Origin of the sequence: Collimonas sp. OK412 (assembly GCF_900112135.1) — a bacterium.
Lineage (GTDB): Bacteria > Pseudomonadota > Gammaproteobacteria > Burkholderiales > Burkholderiaceae_D > Collimonas > Collimonas rhizosphaerae.
Genome location: NZ_FOLC01000024.1, coordinates 13,881 through 27,734, shown reverse-complemented (window position 1 = coordinate 27,734; position 13,854 = coordinate 13,881). Strand labels below are relative to the sequence as shown.

At 58.5% G+C, this 13,854-nt stretch carries 13 protein-coding genes; 10 read left to right on the top strand and 3 right to left on the bottom strand.

The genetic code is table 11. The features are described 5' to 3' along the window. Window positions 1-125 precede the first annotated feature (125 nt). Both BM062_RS20165 and BM062_RS20160 read left to right on the top strand, forming a co-directional pair. Window positions 126-1,178: an ankyrin repeat domain-containing protein gene (locus tag BM062_RS20165; protein WP_092400158.1), complete on the top strand. Its 1,053-nt coding sequence runs from the start codon at window positions 126-128 to the stop codon at window positions 1,176-1,178. Window positions 1,179-1,316: 138 nt separating this feature from the next. Beyond that, a complete protein-coding gene (locus tag BM062_RS20160) occupies window positions 1,317-1,730 on the top strand; it encodes a GFA family protein (RefSeq protein ID WP_092400156.1) in 414 nt (137 codons plus the stop codon). Between the two features lie 410 nt (window positions 1,731-2,140). Here the strand turns inward: BM062_RS20160 and BM062_RS20155 are convergent, their stop codons facing one another. Beyond that, entirely contained in the window at window positions 2,141-4,345 is a 2,205-nt protein-coding gene (locus tag BM062_RS20155; RefSeq protein ID WP_092400154.1) for an OsmC domain/YcaO domain-containing protein, read from the bottom strand. Window positions 4,346-4,660: 315 nt separating this feature from the next. Between BM062_RS20155 and BM062_RS20150 the strand changes: the two genes are divergently transcribed. From BM062_RS20150 to BM062_RS20140, 3 genes are all read left to right on the top strand, one after another. After that, window positions 4,661-5,050: a hypothetical protein gene (locus BM062_RS20150; RefSeq protein ID WP_217647625.1), complete on the top strand. Its 390-nt coding sequence runs from the start codon at window positions 4,661-4,663 to the stop codon at window positions 5,048-5,050. A gap of 56 nt (window positions 5,051-5,106) precedes the next feature. Further along, window positions 5,107-6,522 (top strand): SH3 domain-containing protein, encoded by a 1,416-nt coding sequence (locus BM062_RS20145; RefSeq protein WP_092400152.1) that lies wholly within the window; start codon window positions 5,107-5,109, stop codon window positions 6,520-6,522. Window positions 6,523-6,613: 91 nt separating this feature from the next. Further along, a complete protein-coding gene (locus tag BM062_RS20140) occupies window positions 6,614-6,892 on the top strand; it encodes a hypothetical protein (RefSeq protein ID WP_092400150.1) in 279 nt (92 codons plus the stop codon). A gap of 72 nt (window positions 6,893-6,964) precedes the next feature. Here BM062_RS20140 and BM062_RS20135 read toward each other — a convergent pair whose 3' ends face one another. Further along, entirely contained in the window at window positions 6,965-7,411 is a 447-nt protein-coding gene (locus BM062_RS20135; protein ID WP_092400148.1) for a nuclear transport factor 2 family protein, read from the bottom strand. Between the two features lie 254 nt (window positions 7,412-7,665). Between BM062_RS20135 and BM062_RS20130 the strand changes: the two genes are divergently transcribed. The 5 genes from BM062_RS20130 (at window position 7,666) to BM062_RS20110 (ending at window position 11,628) form a co-directional block, all read left to right on the top strand. After that, complete coding sequence (locus BM062_RS20130; RefSeq protein WP_092400146.1) at window positions 7,666-8,505, top strand: NAD-dependent epimerase/dehydratase family protein; 840 nt, start codon at window positions 7,666-7,668, stop codon at window positions 8,503-8,505. 145 nt (window positions 8,506-8,650) lie between these two features. Continuing rightward, window positions 8,651-9,406 carry an amino acid ABC transporter permease gene (locus BM062_RS20125; RefSeq protein WP_092400144.1) on the top strand — a complete coding sequence of 252 codons (756 nt, stop codon included), beginning with the start codon at window positions 8,651-8,653 and terminating at the stop codon, window positions 9,404-9,406. Then, window positions 9,403-10,056 carry an amino acid ABC transporter permease gene (locus BM062_RS20120; RefSeq protein ID WP_092400142.1) on the top strand — a complete coding sequence of 218 codons (654 nt, stop codon included), beginning with the start codon at window positions 9,403-9,405 and terminating at the stop codon, window positions 10,054-10,056. The genes BM062_RS20125 and BM062_RS20120 overlap by 4 nt, the downstream gene beginning before the upstream one ends. Next, the gene (locus tag BM062_RS20115; protein ID WP_092400140.1) at window positions 10,040-10,780 is read left to right on the top strand and encodes an amino acid ABC transporter ATP-binding protein; all 741 of its coding nucleotides are present in this window, start codon (window positions 10,040-10,042) and stop codon (window positions 10,778-10,780) included. The genes BM062_RS20120 and BM062_RS20115 overlap by 17 nt, the downstream gene beginning before the upstream one ends. A gap of 50 nt (window positions 10,781-10,830) precedes the next feature. After that, on the top strand, window positions 10,831-11,628 hold the full coding sequence (locus BM062_RS20110) for a transporter substrate-binding domain-containing protein (RefSeq protein WP_092400138.1): 798 nt from the start codon (window positions 10,831-10,833) through the stop codon (window positions 11,626-11,628). A 65-nt stretch (window positions 11,629-11,693) separates the two neighbouring features. Here BM062_RS20110 and BM062_RS20105 read toward each other — a convergent pair whose 3' ends face one another. Beyond that, window positions 11,694-13,271, bottom strand: a complete 1,578-nt coding sequence (locus BM062_RS20105) for an aldehyde dehydrogenase (NADP(+)) (RefSeq protein WP_092400136.1) — start codon at window positions 13,269-13,271, stop codon at window positions 11,694-11,696. Window positions 13,272-13,854: the final 583 nt, after the last annotated feature.

Genomic DNA, 13,854 nt, shown 5'->3' with positions numbered 1-13,854 from the left:
AATCAACCCGTCACGACCGTCTCAAAATGGCCAAAAGCGGAAGTAGCCGAAGTTTCCTGTTAACGGACATTGACGCCGAGGTAGCATGCGCAACATCGCGGTCTTGATTTTACAAAGGATGATCCATGGCTAAGGCAAAAAAGAAACTTCTGCCAAAAGATTTCGAAGATTTACTCAAAAAGGGCGACCTGGCCGAGCTGAAGGCTGTTTTCGATACGTGCGACATTAACGCTCGAGGGGGATATGCCAAACAGAGTGCACTTGCCTTCGACGATTGTCCTGACACGCTTGCCCGATGGCTTATAACCCAGGGCGCAGATCTCGCAGCGACCGACACGTGGGGTAACACTCCCTTGCACGCTCGCTCGCGTAGCCGGCACGGTCGAATTGAAGCTTTGCTGGAATTGGGCGCAGACGTCGACAGCAAAGATTCCTCCAGCGACACCCCGCTCCACGCCGCCGCAAGTAGTCACAACACCCGGAATTCCCGTTTGCTAATTGCGCACGGGGCTCAAGTCGATTCCGTAAACGGACGTGGACAAACACCCCTTGAGTTGGCACTACAATCTTGCAATAACATCGATCTAGAGCATATGGTGCCTCTCGCCGAAGACCTCCTTGTGGCGGGTGCAAAGAAGACTCTTCGGATGAGGGATTTTGTCGTGGAGATAGGTAAACGTTTCGAGTTCCATCGAAGCGGATTCAATCCTGATAGTGTTGACGCAGCGAGCAATGCGCTTGACCAGCTCTATGCGCTCTTCGACGTTCCAGCGGCGCCGCGTCGCAGGGATCACGACAACAACATGCCCATCGTCGTGAAAGCGACCGAATGGCATAAGCAACACGAAGAATTATGGGACTTGCTGGTCCCTTCCAAGGGGCACGCAGCTACAGTCCAGGGAGAGGTTATTCGAATATCTGGACGAATTGCGCATGAGCTCGACGATAACGGGGGTATCAATTGGGATGCAGATTTCAACACCATGGCCGATGCCTTCCTCAAGCATGTTCAGGAGGGTAAGCCACTGTCACCGTCTGGCCTATCGGAAGCCGCGAAGCTCGTTGCCGGAGTCAAGCGTAAATCTGGAGATACGGGACGGCTGGGCAAGCTAGCAGTGACCTGGGTGCTCTTGAATCCACAGCCGTTCAAATTGGCGCCGCCAATCTATACACGCTAGTTCGCTTGCTCGCAGACGTGTAGGGTGACCGGCGCAATTCGGCCAAAAGCCGACTCCCGAATTCTATTAATCGGGACTTAAACCTGCACAACTCTTGTTAGAAGTTAGACAAATCAATAAGCAGATATGGAGATACGCATGACCTCAAAATATTCAGGACGATGTCTTTGTGGAGAAATAAATTATTCAACTGACGCGGAGCCGCTATTTACTGGAAATTGCCACTGCAAGGATTGCCAGAGGTCGTCAGGTAGTGCATTTATTCCCGCAATGCTTTTTCCAGAAGCAAGTGTCTCCATTCGTGGCGAAGCAAAATATTTCGAGTCTGCATCTGATAGTGGAAGTGTTCACCGAAGGGGTTTCTGTCAAAATTGCGGTTCGCAGCTGTTTGCAAAATTCAGCGCCATGCCCGGAATGCTCGGTATTAAAGCAGGCACATTAGACAGTTCTTCGAACTATGTACCTAAATTAGATTTTTATGTGGCTAGTGCTGCGCCTTGGGACCATATGAGCCCTCAGCTACCAAAAAAACAAGGCGCGGCCCAAGGTTAAGTGGGTTTCTAACAAGGCGTTCAACGTGGACAGTTTGCAGCGGGGCATTGCTTCGCAAATTTTACTCCCCACTGCAAACCACTTTGCCGGAAAGCCGGCTCCGTTCTGCCGGTTAACCGGGCGTTGAGTGTCCGCATTTCAAAGGCAGTTATGACCGCTTAGGGTTGTGGATTCAACCGGTCGATGCGTTTCTCCGATGCACAGGTATGCATTTTTAGATGAATCGCTGACGCACAGGGATGGAATCCGCTCATGGACATTGACTATCAGTGAATTGCCGCAGCTCTCGTGATAGAAACATTAAAGCGAAAGCCGGCATCCACACTGATGCGCGCCGGCACAGACGCTCGTTCTGGCAGCGGGCGCTGGGAGAGGACCGCCATCAGCGCATCAAGCCATGACTCGTAACCCTAACTGGCCGTAGCCGCCACATTGGCCCGAACCTTATGCAATTTCTTGTAGCTGTCGATCAGGCGCTGGTGCCGGTCGAGCCCCTCCAGTTTCATGCTCGTTGGCGTTAAGCCGAAGAAGCGCACGCTGCCGTCCACCGACCCCATCACCGCGTCCATCCGAGCGTTGCCAAACATCCGGCGGAAATTGACCACGTAATCGTCCAGTTCCAAGTCGTCATCCAGCAGCACCTCTAGCACCACATTCAAGGCTTGATAAAACAAGCCGCGCTCGGCCGTGTTGTCGTTGTACTGCAGGAAAGCTCCCACCAGCTCATGCGCCGCCTCGAATTGCTGCAAGGCGAGATGAATCAGCAGCTTCAACTCGAGAACCGTCAGTTGCCCCCAGTCCGTATTCTCGTCAAATTCGATGCCGATCAATGTGGCGATGTCGGAATATTCATCGAGCTCATTGTTATCCAGGCGCTCGAGCAGCGCTTCCAGGCTGGCATCGTCCAGGCGATGCAGATTCAAAATATCGGCGCGGAACAACAGCGCCTTGTTGGTGTTATCCCAGATCAAATCTTCTATCGGATAAATTTCCGAATAACCGGGCACCAGAATCCGGCAGGCTACGGCGCCTAAATTGTCGTACGCTGCCATGTACACCTGTTTGTCCATGTCTTCGAGAATGCCGAACAAGGTCGCGGCTTCCTCGGCATTCGAGTTTTCACCCTGGCCGGAAAAATCCCATTCGACAAAATCGAAATCCGCTTTGGCGCTGAAAAAGCGCCATGACACGATGCCGCTGGAATCGATGAAGTGTTCGACAAAGTTATTTGGCTCGGTCACGGCTTCACTTGCAAAGGTGGGCCGAGGCAATTCGTTCAGGCCTTCAAAACTGCGGCCCTGCAGCAATTCCGTCAGGCTGCGCTCCAGCGCCACCTCCAGGCTTGGGTGCGCGCCGAACGAGGCAAACACACCGCCCGTCCGCGGGTTCATCAGGGTGACGCACATCACCGGGTACACCCCTCCCAGCGACGCATCCTTCACCAGCACCGGAAAGCCCTGCTCTTCCAGTCCCTGGATGCCGGCCAGGATGCCAGGGTATTTCGCCAGCACTTCCTGCGGCACATCAGGCAATGCGATTTCACCTTCCAGGATTTCGCGTTTTACCGCCCGTTCGAAAATTTCCGACAGGCATTGCACCTGCGCTTCGGCCAGCGTATTACCGGCACTCATGCCATTGCTGACGTATAGGTTTTCGACCAGGTTGGATGGAAAATACACCACCTCGCCGTCCGACTGCCGCACATACGGCAGCGAACAGATACCGCGCTGCAGATTGCCGGAGTTGGTGTCGACCAGATGCGAGCCGCGTAACTCGCCGTCGGGATTGTAAATTTGCAGGCAGTACTCATCCAGAATTTCAGTCGGCAGCGCATCTTTAGGGCCAGGCTTAAACCAGTGCTCGTTCGGGTAATGTACAAACGCCGCGTTGGCGATGTCTTCGCCCCAGAACGTGCCGGCGTAGAAATGGTTGTTATTCAGCCGCTCGATATACTCTCCCAGCGCCGACGCCAACGCGCTTTCCTTGGTTGCTCCCTTGCCATTGGTGAAGCACATCGGCGAGTGCGCATCGCGGATATGCAGCGACCACACATTGGGAACAAGATTGCGCCACGAAGCAATTTCAATCTTGATGCCCAAGTTCGCCAAAACGCCCGACATATTGGCGATGGTTTGCTCCAACGGCAGATCCTTGCCCGCAATATAGGTGCTGACATCAGAAGCCGGCTTCAATGTCAGCAGCGACTGGGTGTCGGCATCCAGATTCTGTACTTCTTCAATGACAAACTCGGGTCCGGCTTGCACCACTTTTTTCACCGTACAACGGTCGATGGAGCGCAAAATACCCTGGCGGTCTTTGGCAGAGATATCCGCCGGCAACTCGACCTGAATCTTGAAAATCTGCTGGTACCGGTTTTCCGGATCAACAATATTATTCTGCGACAGGCGGATATTTTCAGTAGGAATATTGCGAGTTACGCAATACAGCTTCACAAAGTACGCTGCACACAAGGCCGATGAGGCCAGAAAATAATCGAAGGGACCAGGCGCCGAGCCGTCGCCCTTATAGCGGATAGGCTGGTCGGCCACTACCGTGAAGTCATCGAATTTGGCTTCAAGACGTAGCTTATCGAGAAAGTTGACCTTGATTTCCATGGGGGAATTCTAAAAATGATGTAGCCGCTATTATCCGTCGCCAGGCCGGTACCGTGCAAAGTATCGATGGTTTCCTCAAACGCTGCCGCATACGGATAATTTGACAGGCGGACGATTTCATCAATCTGTTGCCTCCACCGGTTGAATCCACAGCCGTAAACAGCCATCCAGCAATGCCGCCATCAGCCAAATGTAGAAGCACAGGCACTCGTCTCATTTAATATTGATCGCCCCCCTTATTCGTGGCAGCATAGGCAAATTATTTACCTGCGGCAATTTTGCGGATCGTTTGATGCGCAAGCACATGGGAGGTCAATGATGGGGTTTGACAGGAAGTTCCTGGTTTCCGGACTGGCTTATGCGGTTCTCGGACTGGCGTTCGGAATCTACATGGGCATGTCGCAGAACCACTCGCAGCTGGTTACGCATGCCCACATTCTGCTGATCGGCTTCGCGATTTCCGTCGTTTACGGCGTCATCCACAAGCTGTGGCTGGCCGGAGTCCGGCCCGGCGTGGCGACATTGCAATTTGTCCTGCATCACGCCGGCGCCTTGATCATGCTGGCCAGCCTGTTCCTGCTGTCGGGACAATTCGTCCCCGAAGAGACTATCGGCCCGGTTCTCGGCTTGTCATCGATCGCGGTCCTTTTGGGCATGTTGCTGATGCTGTTCATGGTGATACGCGCGCCGGCGGGAAAGGTTTGAATGCCCTGGGAACCGGGCATGTCTCGGCGCCTTCCGCGGGGGATTGCCAATTGAAAATGACGCTGACCCGGCCGAGGAGATCGGTGTTCCATGGGTTCGTGTTTCCTCTCCTGTTCTGTATCGCGGCCACTGCCGCAGCGCAAAACAACAAGCTTGCGATTCCCCCATCGGGAGTGATCGGTTTCGACCAGGCGATGCTTGTGCCCGACTATTGGATTGCGCGAGCTCCCAGCCCGGACAAAGTCTTGATGTCGCGGCAGCAGATCGATGACCTGAATGCCAGAACATTTGCAGCGGATCCCGCCATGCACGATCTCGCCAAGGTCGGGCCGGCCTTGTCCCGCGAGCAGGTGCTCCTGTGGTTGAAGGACGCTGCGGAACCGCTGACCAAGCCGCTGGTGGACGCAGCCGGAAATGCGATCCCGAAAGCGGCGATGGAGGCAATCGAGGCCAATATCGGCGCCGACCGGATCCCGGCCACCACGCCCACCCGCTACGGGCTCAGCGTGCGGCGCGCGCAGCTGCGCACCTACCCGACATCGCTCCAGGCTTTTCCGTCGAAGGACCTGCTGGATTTCGAAAGCTTCCAGGGCGGCACGCTTTTCCCAGGCGATCCCGTCGTCGTTGCGCATGCGAGCGCCGACGGCCAGTGGCTGCTGGTCTTGAGCGAACAAGCTCCTGCGTGGGTAGCGCGCGCGGACATCGCCGAGGGAGCTGCCACGGAGGTGTTTGCCTATGCCGGCAAGCAGCCGTTCCGCGTAGTGACCGGAGACAAGGTGCGGACGGTATTCACGCCGGAAGCGCCCGAGGTCTCGGAGCTTCAGCTTGACATGGGGGTGCGGGTCCCGCTTGCACGGCTTGCTGAGGGCGAGCCGGTGAACGGCCAGGGGTCTTACGTATCCTGGACGGTGGATCTTCCGGTACGCCGCGAAGACGGATCGTTGGCCTTCAAGGCCGCACTGCTGCAAAAGATCAAAGATACTTCTCCCGGGTATCTGCCGCTCACCAAAGCCAACATCATCCGCCAGGGATTCAAGTTCCTCGGTGAACGGTATGGCTGGGGGCATCTTTACAACGCCAGGGATTGCAGCGGATTCACCGGCGAGGTGTACCGCAGCATGGGCATTATCCTGCCTCCGAATTCCGGCGCTCAGGGCCGCAGCCCGGCGTTGCAGCAGCGCGTTTTTTCTGCTTCGGATTCTCACCAGGCCCGCGTCGAGGCGGTATTGGCCGCCCAGGTCGGCGACCTGGTCGTGGTTCCTGGACATGTGCTGATGATTTTGGGGCAGGTCAATGGCGAGCCCTATGTCATGCAGGACGTGCCCTATGCCGTTTTCCGCGATCCGGCGGGAAAAGTCCGCATGACGAAGTTGAACCAGGTTTCGGTCACGCCGCTGCTGCCGCTGCTTGCGGACGAGCAGCACTTGTATGTCGATGCTATGACGAGCCTGGTGCATGTGGTTGCCAGGTGAAACAATGCAAAGGCGGTAAATCAGCGAACGGGATGATCGCGGATACGCAATTTAAGCTGGTAATTCAATAATTTATAAAAGGGAAAAAATCATGAAAAAACAGATCTTGAACATTTCGCCGGTGCAGACAGCCAAGGTGGTGGCGATTCTTTATTTCGTTGTTTCCTTGCCGATCATTATCCTCATGATCCTGTTTCTTTCAGTGATGCCGGGGTCCAAGGCGCCGGCGATCGGCGCGATGCTGGCGCTGCCGTTCATTTACCTGGTCGTCGGTTTTCTCTTTACGCTGTTCGGCGCATGGGTTTACAATCTCGTTGCAAAATGGGTCGGCGGCATTGAATTCACCACTTCGGAAACTGAAAACTCCTGAGGCAGCCAGCAAGCCGGAGCGCGCCGGCAATATGGCGCGCGGTCCTGCCCGCATCCGACCCGGCTCAGCAAATCAGGCGCTGAAACGCACCGCCTGGCGCGCCAGCAAACGCCAATGGCCGCCGTGCTTCTTCCATACCATCAGGATTTTCAGGGAGACATTGCCCGCTTTGCCGGAGTCATTGGTGACCGCCGCCAAGGTGTGGCGCACCACCGCGGTATCTCCCGAAATCTTGACGCTCTGGTCCGACAGGGCGATGCTGACGAAGTCCGATTCGCCGCTGGTCAACGCGCCGATGAATTCCGCCTTGTCTTGCACTTTGCCGTTCGAGTGGCCGTAACTTAGCTCGTCCATGACCAGGCGGTCGAGCGCCACGCGGTCGCCGGGGTGGAGCATCGCTGTCCGCAGTTTTTCGACTTGCTCCGCTATCGATTCTTCATCGGGGGCGGCCGCTGCGCCTTGGGCAATGATCATGGAGCAGACCATCGCAGTGCACAAATACATCCATTTCTTAAACATTGGGGTCTCCTTGGTGGTGGCTTGTTTTCTTATCAGTCATCATACAACATAAAATATCGCCGAGAATAGCCGGTTTACGCGGCCTTATCCAATATATCTAGCGATATACCCAGTGATTTGACAAGAAGGGCGCAGGCAAGACATAATCGATTAAGTTGTATGACAACGTATAACAATAGGCGAGAGCACGACAATCACAGATACGCGACAATGTCTGCGATCTCTCTCAAATCGGCATCGGCACGGGACATGGCATGAGCGACAAGACAAATAGCGCAGAGGGCGGCGCGCAGTACCGGCGCCTGTTGTTGACCGGCGCCGGCGGCGGCCTGGGTAAGGTATTGCGGCCAAGGCTGGCAGCGTTCGCCGCTACCGTCAGGGTTTCCGACCTGGCGGCGGTGTTGGCGCAAGACGCCGCGCCGCATGAAGAAATGCAGCCCTGCAACCTGGCCGACCGGGCCGCGGTGGATGCGCTGGTGGCCGGCTGCGACGCCATCGTGCATCTCGGCGGCGTATCGGTGGAGCGGCCGTTCGAGGAAATCCTGGAAGCCAATATCAAGGGCGTGTTCCACATATACGAAGCGGCGCGGCGGCATGGCGTCAAGCGCGTCGTTTTCGCCAGCTCCAACCACGTCACCGGGTTTTACCGGCAAGACCAGGTCATCGACAGCCACGACCTGCGGCGGCCGGACGGTTATTACGGCTTGTCCAAATCGTACGGCGAAGACATGGCGCAGCTGTATTTCGACCGTTACGGCATCGAGACCGTCAGCATCCGCATCGGCAATTCCTTCCCCACCGCCAAAGACCGGCGCGCGCTGGCCTGCTGGCTGAGCTACGACGACCTGACCGAACTGTTGCGCTGCAGCCTGTTCACGCCGCAGGTCGGCCACACGGTGGTGTACGGCATGTCCGATAACAACGGCGTCTGGTGGAATAACCGCCACGCCGCGCATCTTGGTTTTGCGCCGCGCGACAGCTCGGAACAGTTCCGCGCCGCGGTCGAGGCGCAGCCTTTGCCGGCCGCGGACGATCCGGTGCGCATGTACCAGGGCGGCATGTTTACAGTGACAGGACCGTTCGAGCCGCAATAAGCCGGCTTGAAAGGCAAGTCCCCGGAACAAGCGCAAAAAAAGCGCAGCCGGGGCGGAATGCAGGGAGACCGCGGCAGTCGGCAGATGAAAATCGCGATTGGCGTGCCGAGACAAGCAGAAAAAGCTACAGGAGCATTCGTCGGTCATGAGTTTTTCTCTTCACTTTAGCGATCTTCTTCCCTACTGGCCGGTATTCCTCGAGGGCGCATGGCTGACCCTGAAGATGACCGGCGTCGCGGTGGTGGCCGGAGTGAGCATCGGCACGCTGGTGGCGTTCGCCAAGCGCGGCCGCCGCAAATGGCTGTCGAAAGCGTGTTCGGTCTACATCGACGCGGTGCGCAACACGCCGTTCCTGGTGCAGCTGTTCCTCTTGTATTTCGGCCTGGCCAGCCTCGGCATCCACATGCCGACCTTCGCCGCCGCCGTGCTGGCGATGATCATCAATATCGCCGCCTACGCTGCCGAAATCATCCGCGCCGGTCTGGAAGCGGTGCCGCGCGGCCAGATCGAAGCGGCAGAATGCCTCGGCCTGTCGCGCTGGCGCATCGGCTGGCACGTGATGCTGCAGCCGTCGATAGAGAAGGTCTACCCGGCGCTGACCAGCCAGTTCCTGCTGATGATGCAGGCTTCCGCCATGGCTTCGCAGATCTCGGCCGAGGAATTGACGGCGATCGCCAACACCGTGCAGTCGGATACCTTCCGTTCGCTGGAAACCTATATCGTGGTGGCCTGCCTGTACCTGGCGCTGTCGCTGCTGGTCAAGCTGCTGGCCTGGGGTCTGGGCGAATATTTCTTCAAGCGGCGCCGGGCGATCCGGCGCGCCGCGGCGCAAGCCGGCAGGAAGCAACCCGCTGTCTCCGAGGCTGCCGCGATCGGCGCCGGCAAGCGGAGGACGACATGATCGGCAACTTCAGCTGGACCCACCTGATTTACCTGGCGCAGTCGATCTGGTGGACGCTGCTGCTGTCGCTGATCGCCTTCCTGCTCGGCAGCATCGGCGGCTTCGGCGTCATGCTGGCGCGCATTTCGCCGCGCCGCTGGCTGCGTTTGCCGGCCTTGCTCTACATCGAATCGATACAAGGCATCCCGCTGCTGATCCTGCTGTTCATCGTCTACTACGGCTTGTCGGTTTACGGCTTTGCCTTGCCGGCGCTGGTGGCGGCCGGGCTGGCGATGATGGTCTACACCAGTGCTTACCTGGGCGACATCTGGCGCGGCTGCGTCGAAGCGATGCCGAAACCGCAATGGGAAGCGGCCGAATGCCTGTCGCTGACGCGCTGGCAGACGCTGCGCCTGGTGATCATCCCGCAGGCGCTGCGCTTGTCGTTGCCGCCGACCGTCGGTTTCCTGGTGCAGGTCATCAAGATGACTTCGCTGGCCTCGGTGATCGGTTTTGTCGAACTGACGCGCGCCGGCCAGATCATCAACAATTCGATCTTCCAGCCGTTCCTGATCTTCAGCCTGGTCGGGGCTTTTTATTTCGCACTGTGTTACCCGCTTTCGCGCTGGAGCGAAGCTATGGAGAATAAGCTCAATGTCGGCAATCGCTAACCCAATCGTCAAGCTGGACCAGATCTACAAGAGTTTCGGCGCCAACCAGGTCCTCAAGGGTGTCTCGTTCGAAGTCGGCAAGGGCGAGATGATCGCCATCATCGGCGCCAGCGGTTCGGGCAAAAGCACGGCGCTACGCTGCATCGACCGGCTCGAAACCATCGATTCCGGCAGCATCGAGGTGTGCGACATCCGGGTCGACGATCCGCAGGTCGACCTGCACCGGCTGCGCCAGGAAGTCGGGATCGTGTTCCAGAGCTACAACCTGTTTCCGCACCTGACGGTGCAGGAGAACATCATGCTGGCGCTGCGCCATGTCAAGCGCCAGCCGCGCGCGGAAGCGTTGCGGGTGTCGCTGGCGGCGCTGGAGCAGGTCGGCCTGGGCGACAAGGCGGCGGCGTACCCGGAGCAGTTGTCCGGCGGCCAGCAGCAGCGGGTGGCGATTGCGCGTTCGCTGGCGATGGCGCCGAAAGTGATGCTGTTCGATGAAGTGACTTCGGCGCTTGATCCGCAGCTGACCGGTGAAGTGTTGCGCGTGATGGAAGACCTGGCGGCGGGCGGCATGACGATGCTGTTGGTGACGCATGAAATGGCGTTCGCCAAGCGGGTCGCCGACCGCATCATCTACATGCATCAAGGCAAGGTATGGGAAGTCGGCCCCGGCGAAATGCTGGACGCGCCGCAAACCGCGGAACTGCGCGCTTTCCTCAACAACGGCTTGTAGCCGGAGCAAATTTGGCATCGCATAACTATTCCATAAAACAGGAGACAGGCATGAAATTCAACACACTTTTTACCCGCGGCTGCATCGCCGCTTTGCTATTCTGCGGAGCGACTCACGCCGCATTGGCGGACCAGCTGGACGACATCAAGAAAGCCGGCAAGGTGCGGGTGGCGATCGCCATGGGCACGCCGCTGTTCAGCTACGCCGACGCCAACCTGCAGCCGACCGGCTCGGATGTCGACACCGCGACGCAGCTGGCGCACGACCTGGGCGTCAAGCTGGAGCTGGTGCCGATCACCAACGCTGCGCGCGTGCCGACCTTGCAGGCGCAGCGCGCCGACCTGGTGATCGCCGACCTGTCGATCACGCCCGAGCGCGCCAAGGTAGTGGATTTCTCCGTGCCGTACGCGGTGATCACGATCATCGTCGGCGGACCGAAGAGCATCAAGATCAAGGACTACGCTGACCTCGCCGGCAAGCGCATCGGCCTGACCCGCGCCACCGTCAACGATACGGTCACGACGCAGTTGGCCAAGGGTGCGGAAATCATGCGCTACGAAGACGATGCGACCTTGATCACCTCGATGGTGACCGGACAGATCGAGATCTTTTCCAGCACGCCGTCCAACCTGGCCGAAATGATCAAGCGGGCGCCGGCCAAGAACCTGGAATTGAAATTCGCGCAGAAGGATTTTGACCTGGGCATCGCCATGAACAAAGACCAGCCGAAGCTGAAGGAATGGGTCAATGCCTGGGTTGTCGCCAATCACAAGAATGGCAAGCTGAATGCGATCTACAAGAAATACCATGGCCGCGATTTGCCGGCTACCATCGCGAACGCCGGCTGAGCCGCGCAACACAGGAAGCAGTGTTGCCATCGCCGGCCCGAAGCGGCCGGCGATGGCCGGGATCGTCAAACCGTGATGTACTTTCCATCCACCAGGCGCGACAAGCCTGACGGGTTGCCGTCCTGCAGTTCGGCCGGCAGCAGGGCTGCCGGCAAGTCCTGGTAGCACACCGGCCGCAGGAAGCGGTCGATGGCGGTGGCGCCGACCGAGGTGCTGCGGCTGTCGGACGTCGCCGGGAACGGGCCGCCGTGCACCATCGCGTAAGACACTTCCACCCCGGTCGGGAAACCGTTCACCAGGATGCGGCCGGCCTTGCGTTCCAGCGTCGGCAGCAGCTTGCGGGCCAGTGCGTGGTCTTGCTCATCCAGTTGCAGCGTGGCGGTCAGCTGGCCGGCCAGGTGTTCGGCGACGGCGCGCATTTCATCTTCATCCTTGCAGGAAACCAGCAATGAGCTGGGGCCGAAAATTTCATCTTCCAGCTGCTCGGTGGCGAGGAAGGTGGCGGCGTCGGTGGCGAACAGCGTCGCCTGGGCTGCGCATGGCGCGGTTGCCGGCTGGCCGTGGCCGAGCGTATCGACGCCGGCTGCTGCGCCCATGCGTTCGATGCCGGCGGCGTAGGCGCCATGGATGCCGGGTGTCAGCATGGTGCCGGCTGCCTTGGTTTTCAATGCTTGCAACGCCGCTTCCTGGAACTGCGCCAGGTGCTCGCCGGCCAGGCCGATCACCAGGCCGGGATTGGTGCAGAACTGTCCCACGCCCATGGTCAGCGAGTCGACGAAAGCCGCGCCGATTTTCGATGCGCGCGCGGCTAGCGCGTGCGGCAGCAGGAACATCGGGTTGATGCTGCTCATCTCGGCGTACACCGGGATCGGTTCGCGCCTTTGCGCCGCTGCGCGCATCAGCGCAAGGCCGCCCTGGCGCGAGCCGGTAAAGCCGACTGCCTTGATCGCCGGGTGGCTGACCAGGGCCTGGCCGACTTCATTGCCGGTGCCGATGATCAGGGAAAACACGCCTTCGGGCAGTTTGCAGGCGGCGACTGCCTGCTGGATTGCGCGTCCTACCAGTTCCGATGTGCCGGGGTGGGCATTGTGGGTCTTGACCACGACCGGGCAGCCGGCTGCCAGCGCCGAGGCGGTGTCGCCGCCGGCTACCGAGAACGCTAGCGGGAAATTGCTGGCGCCGAAGACGGCGACGGGGCCGATGGCGATCTTGCGCAGGCGCAGGTCGGAGCGTGGCGGGGTGCGTTCGGGCAGCGCCGAATCGAGGGTGGCGCCGAGGTAATTGCCGGTGCGCAGTACGCTGGCGAACAGGCGCAGCTGGCCGACGGTGCGGCCGCGTTCGCCTTCCAGGCGGGCGGTGGGGAGGCCGGATTCTTGCGTTGCGCGTTCGATCAGGGCTGGGCCTAGCGCGAGGATGCCGTTGGCGATTTCTTCGAGGAATTCTGCGCGTTGTTGTGCCGTGGTTGCGCGATAGCTGTCGAAAGCTTGTTGTGCGAGGGTGCAGGCGCGGGCTACTTCGGTTGTGCCGCCGGCGCCGAAATCGGGGGCGATGGTTTCGTTGGTGGCGGGGTTGACGGCGCGCAGGCTGCCTTCTGTGCCGCGTACTGCGGATTGGCCGATGAGCATTTCACCAGTGATATTCATGTATGTTCCTCAATTCGATTATGTGTACTACATCTACCAACACAGCAGCAGTTAAATGGGGTCGGAGTTTTTTTTCGCGCCTTTTGCGAAAATTACTCTGACCCCATTTAACGGGCTACGGAGTGCGTTCGGTGGCATGCGACGACTTCGTTCGTCGTTATCTAAAACGTTTGCTACTCCGTGGATGCTAGCCGGGGGTAGCCCGGCAGCTACTCACTTTCTTTGCTTCGCCAAAGAAAGTAAGCAAAGAAAGGCGACCGCAAAGCCGTTGCCCTCCCTTCGGTCAGGTCCCCAAATCCGGCGCGTGCCAGCCGGGTGGGGAAAGCAACTCGCCTTCGGCTCAAACATCTTTCCCCACAATTCCCGGCTGACACGCGCCGGATTTGGCAACGTCTCAATGCGGAATTCAAAAGCAACAGCAACGTCAAAAGCAACAGCAACGTCAAAAGCAACTGCAACCCCAACGTCAAAATCAACTTCAACCCCAACGTCAAAATCAACTTCAACCCCAACGTCAAAATCAACTTCAACCCCAACGTCAAAATCAACTTCAACCCCAACGTCAAAATCAACAGCCGCGCAT

What these genes read in the sequence shown, in the direction of transcription:
- BM062_RS20135 (WP_092400148.1), bottom strand. Translation starts at nt 7,411, where the DNA reads ATGTTTAAGAAATGGATGTATTTGTGCACTGCGATGGTCTGCTCCATG.
- BM062_RS20120 (WP_092400142.1), top strand. Translation starts at nt 9,403, where the DNA reads ATGATCGGCAACTTCAGCTGGACCCACCTGATTTACCTGGCGCAGTCG.
- BM062_RS20140 (WP_092400150.1), top strand. Translation starts at nt 6,614, where the DNA reads ATGAAAAAACAGATCTTGAACATTTCGCCGGTGCAGACAGCCAAGGTG.
- BM062_RS20125 (WP_092400144.1), top strand. Translation starts at nt 8,651, where the DNA reads ATGAGTTTTTCTCTTCACTTTAGCGATCTTCTTCCCTACTGGCCGGTA.
- BM062_RS20130 (WP_092400146.1), top strand. Translation starts at nt 7,666, where the DNA reads ATGAGCGACAAGACAAATAGCGCAGAGGGCGGCGCGCAGTACCGGCGC.
- BM062_RS20155 (WP_092400154.1), bottom strand. Translation starts at nt 4,345, where the DNA reads ATGGAAATCAAGGTCAACTTTCTCGATAAGCTACGTCTTGAAGCCAAA.
- BM062_RS20110 (WP_092400138.1), top strand. Translation starts at nt 10,831, where the DNA reads ATGAAATTCAACACACTTTTTACCCGCGGCTGCATCGCCGCTTTGCTA.
- BM062_RS20150 (WP_217647625.1), top strand. Translation starts at nt 4,661, where the DNA reads ATGATGGGGTTTGACAGGAAGTTCCTGGTTTCCGGACTGGCTTATGCG.
- BM062_RS20105 (WP_092400136.1), bottom strand. Translation starts at nt 13,271, where the DNA reads ATGAATATCACTGGTGAAATGCTCATCGGCCAATCCGCAGTACGCGGC.
- BM062_RS20165 (WP_092400158.1), top strand. Translation starts at nt 126, where the DNA reads ATGGCTAAGGCAAAAAAGAAACTTCTGCCAAAAGATTTCGAAGATTTA.
- BM062_RS20145 (WP_092400152.1), top strand. Translation starts at nt 5,107, where the DNA reads ATGACGCTGACCCGGCCGAGGAGATCGGTGTTCCATGGGTTCGTGTTT.
- BM062_RS20115 (WP_092400140.1), top strand. Translation starts at nt 10,040, where the DNA reads ATGTCGGCAATCGCTAACCCAATCGTCAAGCTGGACCAGATCTACAAG.
- BM062_RS20160 (WP_092400156.1), top strand. Translation starts at nt 1,317, where the DNA reads ATGACCTCAAAATATTCAGGACGATGTCTTTGTGGAGAAATAAATTAT.